The 13266-nt window shown below is 68.2% G+C and carries 13 protein-coding genes; 4 read left to right on the top strand and 9 right to left on the bottom strand.

The genetic code is table 11. The features are described from left to right. Positions 1 to 1782 (bottom strand): ATP-dependent DNA helicase RecG (locus RMO30_RS08250; protein WP_309711832.1); only part of this gene is annotated, 1782 nt, incomplete at its 3' end. A gap of 13 nt (positions 1783 to 1795) precedes the next feature. Further along, entirely contained in the window at positions 1796 to 2830 is a 1035-nt protein-coding gene (locus RMO30_RS08245; protein ID WP_397427911.1) for a magnesium and cobalt transport protein CorA, read from the bottom strand. A 39-nt stretch (positions 2831 to 2869) separates the two neighbouring features. Here RMO30_RS08245 and RMO30_RS08240 point away from each other — a divergent pair, with 39 nt between their 5' ends. Together RMO30_RS08240 and RMO30_RS08235 are read left to right on the top strand one after the other, a co-directional pair. Then, entirely contained in the window at positions 2870 to 3493 is a 624-nt protein-coding gene (locus RMO30_RS08240) for an RsmD family RNA methyltransferase (protein WP_309711825.1), read from the top strand. Positions 3494 to 3515: 22 nt separating this feature from the next. Then, on the top strand, positions 3516 to 4361 hold the full coding sequence (locus tag RMO30_RS08235) for an intradiol ring-cleavage dioxygenase (RefSeq protein WP_309711823.1): 846 nt from the start codon (positions 3516 to 3518) through the stop codon (positions 4359 to 4361). A 1-nt stretch (position 4362) separates the two neighbouring features. On the opposite strand, the gene thiL is transcribed toward RMO30_RS08235, so the two are convergent. Then, complete coding sequence (gene thiL, locus RMO30_RS08230) at positions 4363 to 5337, bottom strand: thiamine-phosphate kinase (RefSeq protein ID WP_309711820.1); 975 nt, start codon at positions 5335 to 5337, stop codon at positions 4363 to 4365. Between the two features lie 23 nt (positions 5338 to 5360). Here thiL and RMO30_RS08225 point away from each other — a divergent pair, with 23 nt between their 5' ends. Next, positions 5361 to 5846 (top strand): DUF3515 family protein, encoded by a 486-nt coding sequence (locus tag RMO30_RS08225; protein ID WP_309711817.1) that lies wholly within the window; start codon positions 5361 to 5363, stop codon positions 5844 to 5846. Here the strand turns inward: RMO30_RS08225 and RMO30_RS08220 are convergent. Both RMO30_RS08220 and RMO30_RS08215 read right to left on the bottom strand, forming a co-directional pair. Beyond that, positions 5843 to 6949 carry a D-alanine--D-alanine ligase family protein gene (locus RMO30_RS08220; RefSeq protein WP_309711814.1) on the bottom strand — a complete coding sequence of 369 codons (1107 nt, stop codon included), beginning with the start codon at positions 6947 to 6949 and terminating at the stop codon, positions 5843 to 5845. The two genes, RMO30_RS08225 and RMO30_RS08220, sit on opposite strands and share 4 nt — an antisense overlap. A gap of 2 nt (positions 6950 to 6951) precedes the next feature. Next, entirely contained in the window at positions 6952 to 7983 is a 1032-nt protein-coding gene (locus RMO30_RS08215) for an NAD(P)H-dependent glycerol-3-phosphate dehydrogenase (protein WP_309711838.1), read from the bottom strand. Between the two features lie 65 nt (positions 7984 to 8048). Between RMO30_RS08215 and RMO30_RS08210 the strand changes: the two genes are divergently transcribed. Then, complete coding sequence (locus tag RMO30_RS08210) at positions 8049 to 8858, top strand: EI24 domain-containing protein (RefSeq protein ID WP_309711811.1); 810 nt, start codon at positions 8049 to 8051, stop codon at positions 8856 to 8858. Here the strand turns inward: RMO30_RS08210 and RMO30_RS08205 are convergent. The 4 genes from RMO30_RS08205 to leuC all read right to left on the bottom strand — a co-directional run bounded on the left by RMO30_RS08205 (position 8839) and on the right by leuC (position 13156). After that, positions 8839 to 9582: a lysophospholipid acyltransferase family protein gene (locus RMO30_RS08205; protein WP_309711808.1), complete on the bottom strand. Its 744-nt coding sequence runs from the start codon at positions 9580 to 9582 to the stop codon at positions 8839 to 8841. The genes RMO30_RS08210 and RMO30_RS08205 overlap by 20 nt on opposite strands. 102 nt (positions 9583 to 9684) lie before the next feature. Next, entirely contained in the window at positions 9685 to 11007 is a 1323-nt protein-coding gene (gene murA, locus RMO30_RS08200) for a UDP-N-acetylglucosamine 1-carboxyvinyltransferase (protein WP_309711835.1), read from the bottom strand. Between the two features lie 122 nt (positions 11008 to 11129). Then, positions 11130 to 11726, bottom strand: a complete 597-nt coding sequence (gene leuD / locus RMO30_RS08195) for a 3-isopropylmalate dehydratase small subunit (protein ID WP_309711804.1) — start codon at positions 11724 to 11726, stop codon at positions 11130 to 11132. After that, positions 11726 to 13156, bottom strand: a complete 1431-nt coding sequence (leuC, locus tag RMO30_RS08190; RefSeq protein ID WP_309711801.1) for a 3-isopropylmalate dehydratase large subunit — start codon at positions 13154 to 13156, stop codon at positions 11726 to 11728. The genes leuD and leuC overlap by 1 nt, the downstream gene beginning before the upstream one ends. Positions 13157 to 13266 lie beyond the last annotated feature (110 nt).

Below are 13266 nucleotides of genomic sequence, written 5' to 3'. Positions count from 1 at the left end.
CAACTGGGCGATGCCAAACCGATCGGCGTCGAGCACCACCATCGTCGACGCGTTCGGCACGTCGACCCCCACCTCGATGACCGTCGTCGCGACGAGCACGTGGATGTCGCCGGCCGCGAACGCCCGCATCGTGGCGTCTTTCTCCTCGGCGCTGAGGCGACCGTGCAACACCTCGATGCGCCGACCAGAGAGCCGCGGATGCCGCCGCAGTTCCTCGACGACGGTCAGCACCGCCGACGGGGGCGGGGCGCCCTCCGCCGACTCGAGTGGCGGGTCGTCGGGGTCGCTCTCTTCAACGGTCTTGGCGTCGATGGCCGGGCAGACCACGAAGCCCTGGTGGCCGGCATCCAGCTCTTCGGCGAGGCGTTCCCAGACTCGCGCGATCCAGCCGGGGTGTTCGGCGAGCCCGACGACGTGCGACGCGATCGGTGAACGGCCCTTCGGCAACTGGGCGATCGTCGACACGTCGAGATCGCCGAACACCGTCATCGCGACGGTGCGCGGAATGGGGGTCGCCGTCAGCACGAGGACGTGCGGCGACTCCCCCTTCAACCGCAGGGCTTCGCGCTGGTCGACGCCGAAGCGATGCTGCTCGTCGACGACGACGAGGCCGAGGTCGGCGAACTGCACCTGATCGCCGAGGAGGGCGTGCGTTCCGACGACGATTCCGGCACCACCCGACGCGGCCGCGAGCAGCGCACGGCGACGGTCGGCGACCGGCAACTGCCCGGTGATGAGCGTCGGCCGTAGGCGCGCGGCGAGGTCGGGGCCGAGGGTTGCGACGATCGACCGCAGGTGCTGGCCGGCGAGCACCTCGGTCGGTGCCAGGAACGCCGACTGTCCTCCCGAGTCGGCGACCGCGAGCATCGCCTTCAACGCGACGAGCGTCTTGCCCGACCCCACCTCGCCCTGCACGAGCCGGTTCATCGGGATGCCCGACGCGAGGTCGCGTTCGATCTCGGCCCCGACCGACACCTGGTCGTCGGTGAGGTCGAACGGCAGCCGCTCGGCGAACTCCGCCGAGGCTTTTCCGGGGACCCGCCGCGTCGCGGCCCGAGCTCGGTAGAGCGCGCGCTGGCGCAACAGGGAGGCTTGCAGCACGAGTGCCTCGTGGAACCGCAGGGTGTCTTGCGCTTCCCTCCAATCCGAGTCGACCCGCGGATGGTGGATGAGGCGCAGCGCCTCACGGAAATCGAGCAACCCGCGCGCCGAGCGCACCTCGGCGGGTACCGGGTCGTCGAGATCCGGCAGCGCGTCGACGTGCTGGCGGATGACATCCCGGATCTTCTTGCCGTCGAGTGCCGCCGTCGCCGCGTAGATCGGCATCGGAGCCTCGGCCCACTCCCGCGCCGCCTCGGAGTCTGCCTCAAGGTCGTCGGGGAACGCCTCGTACACCGGGTGCGCGAGTTGCCGCGTCGTGCGGTAGATGCCGACCTTGCCCGCGAAGATCGCCCGCATCCCCGGTTTCAACCCGTACGTCGCCTTCTTGTTGAAGAAGGTGAGCTGCAGGGTGCCGGTGCCGTCGGTGATCACCACCTCGACGAGCTCGCCATGGCGGTTGCGCATCGGACGCGACTGGATGCTGCGCACCTCGGCGACGACCGCCACCGAGTCGCCGATGCGGAGCGCATCCAATGGCGTCAGGTCACCTCGCACCGCGTAGCGCCTCGGGTAGTGGCCGAGCAGATCGCCGACCGTCTCGAAGCCGAACGCCTTCCCGAACAGCGGCGCGACGCGCGCGCCGAGCGCCGTCAGCAGCCGCGTGTCGAGAGGAGAGGGCACTCCTCCAGGCTAGTTACAGCCAACCCCGGCGCTTGAACACGACGTACAGGATGAGGCTCGATGCCGCCATCGCCCCCAACGCGGCCGGGTATCCCCAGGTCTGACGCAGTTCGGGCATGAAGTCGAAGTTCATCCCGTAGATCGAGCCGATGAGCGACGGGGCGAACAAGATCGCCGCCCAGCCTGAGATGCGGCGGTTCTGTTCGGACTGCGCATTGCTCGCCTGGGAGAGCCGTTGCGCCTCCTCGTTGTGGCGCTGGCCGACGAGTGAGGTGTTGACCGCGAGCACGTCGCGCAGCAGAACGCGGAACTCTTCGACCTTCTCCGTCGCCTGGGTCACATGGTCGGCGATGTCGCGCAACACGGGCTCGAGTTCCTCCTCGACGTGCCCGTCGGCAAACCCGGCGGCGAACTGGTCGAGGATGCCGCCGAGCGGAACCACCGCACGTTGAAACTCGATCACCTCGCGGTTCAACTCGTAGATGCGCCGGGACACCTTGGGGTCACCCCCGAACACCTGCGTCTCGATCTCGTCGATGTCGTTCGCCAAACCCTCGATGACCGGCCGGTAGCCGTCGACGACGGCGTCGATGATCGCGTACAGCACCGCTTCGGTGCCGCCATGCAGGGCATCCGGGGTCTCTTCCATGTGCCGACGCACGATTGAGAGGTCGGGCCCTTCGCTGTGCCGCACCGTGATCACGAACCGAGGTCCCGCGAAGACGTGCAGTTCACCGAAGTCGACATGCTCGACCTCGTCGTCGTAGTGTGCGGCACGCAGCACCAGGAACATCGTGTCGCCGTAACGCTCCAGTTTCGGGCGCTGATGGGCGTGGACGGCATCCTCGACCGCCAACTCGTGCAGCCCGAACTCCGCCGCGAGTTCGGCGAGGAGGGTGCACTCGGGGCGATAGAGACCGATCCAGGCGAGGGCGTCCTTTCGCTTTGCGAGCAGGGCAAACGTCTCGGCCAGGGTCGCCGGGGTCGCGATTCGTTCGCCGTCGACGTAGACGGCGTTATTCACAACTCCAGGTTCGCGCGTTGCCACGTGCCGATCGTAGAGCCGAGCACGGTTAGCTTTGGTAGCGTGACGCGGATCATCTCGGGCTTCGCCGGATCGCTGCGGCTCGCGGTGCCTCCGGCGGGCACCCGGCCGACGAGCGATCGAGTGCGGGAGGCGATGTTCTCGGCCCTCGACGCCCGCGGGGTGTTGCCGGGCGCGCGCGTCCTCGACCTGTACGCCGGATCCGGGGCTCTCGGCCTCGAAGCCGCATCCCGGGGTGCCGCCCACGTCACCCTCGTCGACAAGGCGACCGCCGCCCACCGCGTCACCAACGACAACGCCGCGCGCATCCGCAAGGCCGCCCCACGCGGTGTCACCCTCGAGATCGTCGTGTCGTCGCAGCCGGTGCAATCGTTCCTCGGCGGCGGGCGCGACAGTCGCGGGGGCGCGAAGTGGGATGTCGTCTTCCTCGACCCGCCGTACGACCTCGGCGGGCCTGAGCTGGTGCACAACCTCGAAGCCCTGGTGCCGCGGCTCTCCCCCGATGCGGTCGTCGTGGTCGAACGCTCGGCCCGCGATCCGGAACCCGCCTGGCCCGTGGGGCTCGAACTCGACCGGCGCAAAGACTACGGCGAGACGGCGGTCTACTACCTCTCGCCGACAGCGTCCGCTCACGAACTTCAGGTGGCTTCCCAAGCCGATGCATAGCAACGGGTGCTGAGGTGACGTCATGACGCGCTGGACTGATGCCCAAGGAAACGAGATCGACGAAGAGGATCGCGGTCTCGTCTACGACATGACGACCCTGGTCAACCGGCGCGCCGCGCTCGGGCTGTTCGGCGGGGTCTCGGTTCTCACCCTGCTGGCCGCGTGCGGCGTCGTGCCGACCCCCACCACGACGTCGAGCGCGAGCGCGAGTCCGAGCACCGACACCGGCAGCGCCGATGCCGCCATGACTGAGGTGCCCGACGAGACAGGTGGCCCCTACCCCGGCGACGGGTCGAACGGGGTCAACGTGCTCGACGACTCGGGAATTGTGCGCAGCGACATCCGCTCGTCGTTCGGGGCGTCGACGGTGACCGCCGCGGGCGTGCCGCTGACGATCGTGCTGACCGTTCGGGATGCCGCCACCGGCGACGCACTGAGCGGCGGCGCGGTCTACCTGTGGCACTGCGACCGCGACGGTGCCTACTCGCTCTACAGCGACGGGCTCACCGACGTGAACTACCTCCGCGGCGTACAGCAGATCGGCGCGGACGGCTCGGTGACCTTCACCTCGATCTTCCCCGGCTGTTACGCCGGACGCTGGCCCCACATCCACTTCGAGGTGTACTCCGATGTCGCCACCGCGATCGCGTCGGGTCCCATCGTGAAGACGTCGCAGATCGCCCTGCCGAAGGAGGCCAGCGAAGCCGTCTACGCAACGACCGGCTACGACAGCAGCGTGCGGAACCTCGCGCAGACCACCCTCGCGGGCGACAACGTCTTTGGCGACGACGGCGGCATTCACCAGATCGCGACGATGACCGGTTCGGCAGCTGCGGGCTACACCGCGGCGCTCACGATCGGCGTCTGAGCTACCGCACGCCGTCCACGTACGGGTCCCAGCCCCCGCGCGCGTCGTACGGGATGCCGTCGACCGACAGCCCCTCCCCGGCGAGCACCCTCCCGATGACGCGAAATCCCCCGGGCAGCGCCACCTCCGCCGGGAATGTGGCGAGCAATGCGTGGGCTTCGCCTCCGGTGAGGGACGTCGGCGACTCCAGTGCTCCGGAATCGACGTCGATCCGCACCCCTGATGCGGTGGCGATGCGTCGGCCGTCGATCGCGAGGCCGTCGCTCACATCGAGCATCGCGGTCGCCCCGGCGAGCGCCGCCGCTGGTCCGTCACGCAGCGGCGGCCGCGGCGCGAGTTGCGCCTCGACCTCCGCCGGGAACTCCGCCCGCACGGCGATCGCGCGGGCGGCATCCGGAGCTCCGGTCTCGTCGACGGCACGCTCGAACAGCACCTCGAGCCCCCGGGCCGCGAGGTCGAGAGCGCCGGAGACTGCGACGACGTCGCCCGGACGCGCGCCGGAACGCAGCACGGCATCCCGACCCTGGAGGTCGCCGAATGCGGTGACCGCGATCGTCAGGGTCGCCGACGACGACAGGTCTCCACCAACGACCCCGCAGCCCGGCGCGAACAGTTCGCACGCGTCGCGCAGCCCGTCGGCGATTCCCTCCAGCAGTGCCACGTCGGTGTCGGCCGGAGCAGCGATCGCCACCACGAGAGCGGTCGGCAGGGCACCCATTGCGGCGATGTCCGCGAGGTTCGTCGCGGCCGCCTTCCAGCCGAGGTCGTGCGGGGTCGACCAGGCGAGGCGAAAGTCGGGGCCGTGGATCATCATGTCGGTCGTCACGACGAAACGCCCGTCGGGGGCACCGAGCACTGCGGCGTCGTCGCCCGGACCGAGGATCGTCGCCGCGGATTCGGGGAGTCGCGGGAAGATGCGCGCGAGCACCGCGGCCTCGCCCAGCTCTCCCAGAGTGGGGCCACCCAGCGTCGACACCTGGCCAGGCTAGCCTGGAAGCGATGAGACCCCGCCCCGCCGCCGTCGCGCTCGCTGCGGCATCCGTCGCCTGTGCCGTGGTGTTGGCGGGCTGCTCGCCGGTCGTGTCGATGGCGCCGGCGGCCGAGTTCGCGAACGACCCGGAGTGCGCCGAAGCGATCGTGCGGCTGCCGGACCCGATCAGCAGTTACGAGCTGCGGCAGACCGACGCTCAGGGCGCCGCGGCATGGGGTGAGCCGACGGTCGTGCTGCTGTATTGCGGCGTGCCGGTTCCCGAGGTGTCGGAGCTGCCGTGCGTGCCGGTTGCGGGAATCTTCTGGCTGCGCGAGGAGGTCGACGCGGGCTTCGCCTACACGACCTACGGCCGCGACCCAGCAGTGCGAGTCGTTGTGGACCCCGACGCGGTCGGCCCCGGGGTGGTGCTCGACGAGATCGCGAACGCCGTGTCGTACACCTCGGAGAACGGCCGCGAGTGCGTCGACCTCGAGGACACGGTCACGGGTCGCTAACGGGCGGTGTGCAACCCCAGAGTGATGAGTTCGTCGATCAGCTCGGGGTAGCTGACGCCTGAGGCGAGCCAGCACGCCGGGAACATCGAGATCGGGGTGAAGCCCGGCATCGTGTTGATCTCGTTGAGCACGAAGGTGTCGCCGGTGAAGAAGAAGTCGACACGCGCGAGCCCCGTCCCGCCGATCGCGTCGAAGGCACGACCCGCGATCCGCTGCATCTCGGCGAGCGCTGCTTCACCGAGATCGGCTGGGCACACCAGTTCGACACCGGGAGCGTCGTGATACTTGGCGTCGAAGTCGTAGAACTCGCGCGTCGTCAGCACGATCTCGCCCGCGACGCTCACCCGAGGAGGAGCGCCATCGCGGGCCTGCAGCACGGCGCACTCGACTTCGCGCCCGACGATCGCCTGCTCGACCAGCACCGTGTGGTCTTCGGCGAACGCGGTGTCGAGAGCGGCATCCAGCGCCTCCCAGTCCTTCACCTTGGTGACGCCGACGCTCGACCCGGCCCGGGCCGGCTTCACGAACACCGGCAGCCCGAGCCCGGTGATGCGGCGACGCCAGAGGTCGTCATCCTGAGCCAGCCGCGCCCGAGTGACCGTCACCCAGGGAGCGACCTCGATGCCGGCACCCGCGAGCACGGTCTTGGTGAAGTGCTTGTCCATGCCGAGCGCCGATGCGAGCACGCCGTTGCCGACGTACGGCAACCCGACCATCTCGAACATGCCCTGGATGGTGCCGTCTTCGCCGAACGGTCCGTGCAGGATCGGGAACGCGACATCCACGTCGCCCAACGAGCGCACCGTGCCGTCGGCGTCACGCACCGTGAACTCGCGGGTTGCGGCCGACTCGGGCAGGAACACCCGGGTGCCGTTGTCGCGCACGACGGGCAGCTCGTCGGCGAGGGTGAGTCCGGTTGCGTCGTCGGGCTGAAGCGTGAGGATGCCGTCCGGCGTGATGCCGACGGGGATGACGTCGTAGCGGGTGCGGTCGATCGCGCCGAGTACCCCGCCCGCGGTCGCGCACGAGATGCCGTGTTCACTGGAGCGCCCGCCGAAGAACAGGGCGACGCGACGGCGTCTGTCAGAAGCAGTCTCGCTCACGCCTACTCCCCCTGCGGTTCGGTCGTGTCGGTGGTCAGGTGCGGGGCGAGATCACGCGGCGCGAGAGTTCCGGCGAGCACTTCGGCGACCTGCATGACGATCGGCATCTCGACGCCCTTCGCGGCCGCGAGCTCGAGTACCGGCGCGACCGAGGCGAGCCCCTCCGCCGTTTGGTTCATCTGCGCGACGACCTCGTGGTAGTCGTACCCCTGGCCGAGCAGCCGCCCGGCGGTGTTGTTGCGCGAGAGAGGCGACTCACACGTCGCGATGAGGTCACCGAGACCGGCGAGTCCGCTCATCGTCTCGGCCAGTGCGCCGTAGGCGACCGCGAAATCGGTCATCTCGACAAGGCCGCGAGTGATGATCGACGCCTTCGTGTTCTCTCCGTAGCCGACACCGTCGACGATGCCGATCGCGACGGCGATGAGGTTCTTGAGCACTCCGCCGAACTCGGTGCCGACGACATCCGTGTTCACGAAGCAGCGGAAGTAGCGGTTGCTCGCCGTCAGCGCGACATCGGATGCGGTGGCCAGGCTCGACGACGACACCACCGCTGCAGTGGGTTGCTCCTTCGCGATCTCGAGGGCGAGGTTCGGCCCCGAGACGACGGCGATACGTTCCGGGTCGATGCCGAGTTCGGCGAGGATGACCTCGCTCATCCGGGCGAGCGTGCCCCGTTCGACGCCCTTCATGAGTGACACCACGGTCGCGTTCGCGGGGATCAGCTCCCTGACGATGCGGAGGTTCTCGCGCAGCGACTGCGACGGCACCGAGAGGTAGACGTGCTCGGCACCCTCGAGCACCTCGGGCAGCCGAGGGCTGGCGGCGACGTTGCGCGGCAGGTTGATCCCCGGCAGGTAGTCGGAGTTGCGACGGGACTGGCTGATCTCGCGGGCGAGCTCCGGACGCCGGGCCCAGACGGCGACACTGTTGCCGGCATCCCCGAGGATCTTCGCGAAGGTCGTGCCCCACGATCCCGCGCCGAGGACGGCGACCCGTCGGCCGATGTCGGGAAGGACGAGGGGCTGGGTCATCGTCACCCGCCCAGTCTTCCAGCTAACGCCGCCACAACTACGCCCGCCACAACTAACCTGGGCGGATGACCGCGATCCCGCCCACTCCGGCAGGCCGACGACGCGGGCCGAACCCGATCACCGAATTCTTCATCGGCGCCTCGACACTTCTGCGCGGCTTCAGCTACTGGCGGCGGCGGCCGGGGGCGATGGCACTCGGGCTCATCCCGGCGGCGATCGTGTTCGCCATCCTCATCGCTCTCATCGTGTTGCTGGTGACCAACCTCGACCCGGTGACGATCTTCCTCACCGGGTTTGCGGAGACGTGGGATGAGGGCTGGCGCAACCTGCTGCGCCTCGGCTTCGGCCTCGCGCTCATCGTCGGACTCATCGTGCTCTACGCCTTCTCGTTCACCGCGCTCACCCTGCTCATCGGCGACTGGTTCTACCAGCGCATCTGGCGCATCGTCGAAACCGACCTCGGTGAGTTCACCGCGGGTCCGGAACCCGGCTTCTGGCGATCAACCGGCGATGCACTCCGGCTGGCCATGCGGGCGATCTTCACCGGTCTGCTCATCGTGCTGTTCGGGCTCGTCCCCGTCGTCGGAACCGTACTCGCGGTGGTGATCGGCACCTTCCTGTCGGGTCGGCTCGTCGCCCTGGAACTCACGACCCGTCCGCTCGAGGCGCGTGGGATGACGCGGCAGCAGCGTCGCGCGGCCTTGCGGTCGCACAGCCCGCGCGTGCTCGGCTTCGGCGTCGCCGTACATGTGTGCTTCCTCATCCCGGGCGGTGCCATCCTCGTGATGCCGGCCGCCGTCGCCGGCGCGACCGTGCTCGCCAAGCACGTGCTGGGTGAGGTAGCAGCCGCCGAGGTCAGCGGGTCGGGGGTGTGATCTTCCCCCACTCGGTTTGACCGTGTGCGAGGGGATCCCAGCGCTCAACGGGCGGGGTCTCCCCACGCAGTACCCCGACCAGCCGCGCAATCTCGTTCATCAGGGCCGTCGTCGCCTCGGTCATCGCCTGAGCATCCGTTCGCCCCGCCCACGGCGTGAGGTCGAGCGGCGCACCGACGAGCATCTCGACGTTCTTGCGGGGGAAAAACCTCAGGCGCCCGCCGTAGCGTGGCAGGATCTGTTGCGCCCCCCAGTGCGCCACCGGGATGAGCGGGATGTTGTGCTCCAGCGCGAGCCGCACGGCCCCGCTCTTGCCGCGCATCGGCCACTCGTCGGGGTCGCGGGTGAGGGTGCCCTCCGGGTAGACGATCACCGCGAGCTCGTCGGCGATGAGGCGGGTGGCCGCAGCGAGCGGGTCGGGTCCGCCTCCTGTGCGTTCGACCGGGATTTGCCCGGTGAACCTCAACAGCCACCCGAACCCGGGAATCTTGAACAGGCTCGCCTTCGCCAGGAAGCGCGGCACCCGACCGCCCCGCCAGACCAGGTAGGCCGTCGTCAGCGGGTCGAAGTTGGTGACGTGATTCGGCGAAATCACCAGCGCGCCGCGCTTCGGGATGTTGTCGAGCCCGCGCATCCGATACCGCCCGAAGAACTCGAAGATCGGGATCGCAATCGCCGCGACGATCCGCCAACGGATGATCTTCTCGGGCTTGCGGCGACGCACGGGTTCAGCGTAGAGCCGACCGACCCGTCGGGTGAATGCTCCCATTTGGGATCACTCACGTCGTGAGATATCCCAAATGGGATGTCTCACGGAGGGCCGGGTCTAGATCAGGTCGAAATCGGCGCCGAGGCCGGTCAGCTTGTCGACGAAGTGCTCGTACCCGCGGCTGATGAGGCCGAGGTTGGAGACCGTCGAGGTTCCTTCGGCCGCGAGGGCTGCGATGAGGTATGAGAAGCCGCCGCGCAGGTCGGGCACGCGCACATCCGCTGCATGCAGTTTCGTCGGGCCGGTGATGACCGCGGCCTGCTCCAGCTTGCGGCGCGGCACCCGTCTCGTGACCGACTCGAGGCCGTCACTGTGGACGACGATGTCGGCACCCATCTCGACGAGCGCGTCGGTGAACCCGAGACGGTTCTCGTACACCGTCTCGTGCACGACCGAGACGCCTTCGGCCTGGGTGAGGGCGACGATGAGCGGCTGCTGCCAGTCGGTCATGAAGCCGGGATGCACGTCGGTCTCGACCTGCACGGGCTTCAAGGGGCCGCCCGGATGCCAGAACCGGATGCCGTCTTCCCGCACGTCGAACGCACCGCCGACCTTGCGGAAGACGTTCAGGAACGTCATCATGTCCTGCTGGCGGGCACCGCCGACGAAGATGTCGCCGTGGGTGGCAAGCGCGGCCGACGCCCACGATGCGGCTTCGTTGCGGTCGAAGATCGCACGGTGGCTGTACCCGGTGAGGGTCTCGACACCTTCGATGAAGATCGTGCGGTTCGGCTCCATCCAGATGATGGCGCCCATCTTCTGCAGGATCGCGATGAGGTCCATGATCTCGGGCTCGATCGCGGCGTTCTTGAGCTCGGTGACGCCCTTGGCCCGCACCGCGGCCAGCAGCACCTGCTCGGTCGCTCCGACACTCGGATACGGCAGCTCGATGTTCGCGCCGGTCAGGCCGTTCGGGGCGGTGATGCGGATGCCTTCGTACGACTTGTCGACGATCGCGCCGAACGCGCGCAGGGCGTCGAGATGGAAGTCGATCGGCCGGTCGCCGATGCGGCAGCCGCCGAGGTCGGGGATGAGTGCCTCACCGAGGGCGTGCAGGAGCGGTCCGCAGAACAGGATCGGGATGCGGCTGGAGCCGGCAAGCGCGTCGATCTGTGCGAAGTGGGCCCGTTCGACGTTCGACGGGTCGAGCACGAGCACGCCGTCTTCGGGGCTCGTCACCGCGACGCCGTAGGCCTCGAGCATCTTGGTGACGATCGATATCTCGCTGATCTGCGGAACGTCTTGCAGGATGCTCGGAGTCTTGCCGAGGAGGGCGGCGACCATCGCCTTCGTCGCCAGGTTCTTCGCCCCGCGCACGTCGACGCGTCCCATCAGCGGCTTCCCGCCGCGGATGACGATGCTGTCGGCTTTCAGGCCCACGCGTTCCGCAGCCTTGGCGGCGTCCTTCGCGAGGCCGGCTTCGCCGTCGTCGACGCCGCCGTCATTCAGATCGCCGTCGTTCACGACCAAAGTCTCTGACACTGTGACACCTGCTGCCTTACTTACCGAACGGGAAGAGTCGCGGGCCGCCAGCTCTCACGGGCGGCCTCGAACTCGGTGATCCGCGCTTCGTCGCGCAGGGTGAGCCCGATGTCATCGAGCCCCTCCAACAACCTCCAGCGAGTGTAATCATCGATCTCGAAACCCACCTGGAGGTCGCCAACAGCGACCGTACGTGCTAGGAGGTCAACGGTCGCGGCGATGCCGGGTTGCGCCTCGATGGCCGCCCAGAAGCGCTCAATGTCGGCCTCCGAGACGACGCCGGTGAGCAGACCCTGCTTGCCCGAGTTGCCGCGGAAGATGTCGCCGAACCGCGGGGCGATCACAGCTTTGAAGCCGTAGTCGCGCAGCGCCCAGACGGCGTGTTCGCGGCTCGAGCCGGTGCCAAAGTCGGGCCCGGCGAAGAGTACGGTCGCGCCCGTCGTCCACGGCTGGTTGAGCACGAATCCGGGGTCTTTGCGCCATTCGTGGAACAGCGCGTCGTCGTAGCCGGTCTTCACGATCCGCTTGAGGAACACCGCCGGGATGATCTGGTCGGTGTCGACGGCACTCCGCGGGAGCGGAACGGCAGTGCCGGTGACGGTCTCGAACTTGTCCATTACACGCTCACCTCCGTTTCGACTTTCAGATCCGCAGGGCTGGAGAGGGTGCCGCGGATCGCAGTCGCGGCGGCGACGACGGGTGAGACCAGGTGGGTGCGGCCGCCTTTGCCTTGGCGGCCTTCGAAGTTGCGGTTGGATGTCGACGCGCACCGCTCCCCGGGAGCCAACTGGTCGGGATTCATGCCCAGACACATCGAGCAGCCCGCGAAGCGCCACTCACCGCCGAAGGCTTCGACGATCTTGTCGATCCCCTCCGCTTCGGCTTCCAGTCGCACCCGGGCGGAGCCGGGAACGACCATCACCCGCACATGGTCGGCCTTCTTCTGCCCCTTGATGATCGACGCGAAGGTGCGCAGATCATCCAGCCGGGAGTTGGTGCACGAGCCCATGAACACTGCATCCACCCGGATGTCTTTCATCCGGGTACCGGCTTCCAGTGCCATGTACTCCAACGCCCGCTCCGCAGCAGCCCGCTCGTTCGGGTCGACCATCGTCGCCGGATCCGGCACGCTCTCGTTGAGCGAAACACCTTGGCCGGGGTTGGTGCCCCAGGTCACGAACGGCTCCAACTCGTTCGCGTCGAGGAACACTTCGGCGTCGAAGACCGCGTCATCGTCGGTCGCGAGGGTCTCCCAGTAGGCGACCGCAGCATCCCAATCAGCCCCTTGAGGTGCATGCGCACGACCCTTGAGGTAGTCGTAAGTGACCTGATCCGGGGCAACCATCCCCGCCCGGGCACCCGCCTCGATCGACATGTTGCAGATCGTCATCCGGCCATCCATCGACAGTGCGCGGATTGCACTGCCGCGGTACTCGAGCACGTAGCCCTGCCCACCGTTGGTGCCGATCTTCGCGATGACGGCCAGGATGATGTCTTTCGCCGTGACCCCCGGCCGCAGCGTGCCCTCCACCGTGACCGCCATCGACTTGAACGGCGTGAGCGGCAACGTCTGCGTCGCCAGCACGTGCTCAACCTCGCTCGTGCCAATCCCGAACGCCATCGCCCCGAACGCACCATGCGTACTCGTGTGCGAGTCGCCACAAACGACGGTGATGCCCGGCTGGGTGAGGCCGAGCTGCGGGCCGACGACATGCACGATGCCCTGCTCAATGTCGCCTAGAGGATGCAGACGCACCCCGAACTCGGCGCAGTTCGCGCGGAGCGCCTCGATCTGCGTGCGGCTCGTCAGGTCGGCGATCGGCTTGTCGATCTCAAGCGTCGGGGTGTTGTGGTCTTCCGTCGCGATTGTGAGGTCGGGCCGTCGCACAGGACGACCCGACATCCGGAGGCCGTCGAACGCCTGCGGACTGGTGACCTCGTGGATGAGGTGCAGGTCGATGTAGATCAGGTCGGGTTCGCCGTTGTCGCCCTTTGCGACGAGATGCTTCGCCCAGACCTTTTCGGCCAGGGTCTTCGGGGTGCTCATGCTTCTTCGTGATCCTTCGTGGAGTGGGGATCGGCCGCGCAGAACTCCGCGACGAGGAGGCCGGGGCTAGGCCTCGTCGCGGCGACGAAGAAGGAGCCGCTCAAGCATCC

This window comes from Pseudolysinimonas sp. (genome assembly GCF_031389465.1).
Lineage (GTDB): Bacteria > Actinomycetota > Actinomycetes > Actinomycetales > Microbacteriaceae > Pseudolysinimonas_A.
This window is presented reverse-complemented; position numbering and strand designations above follow the sequence as displayed.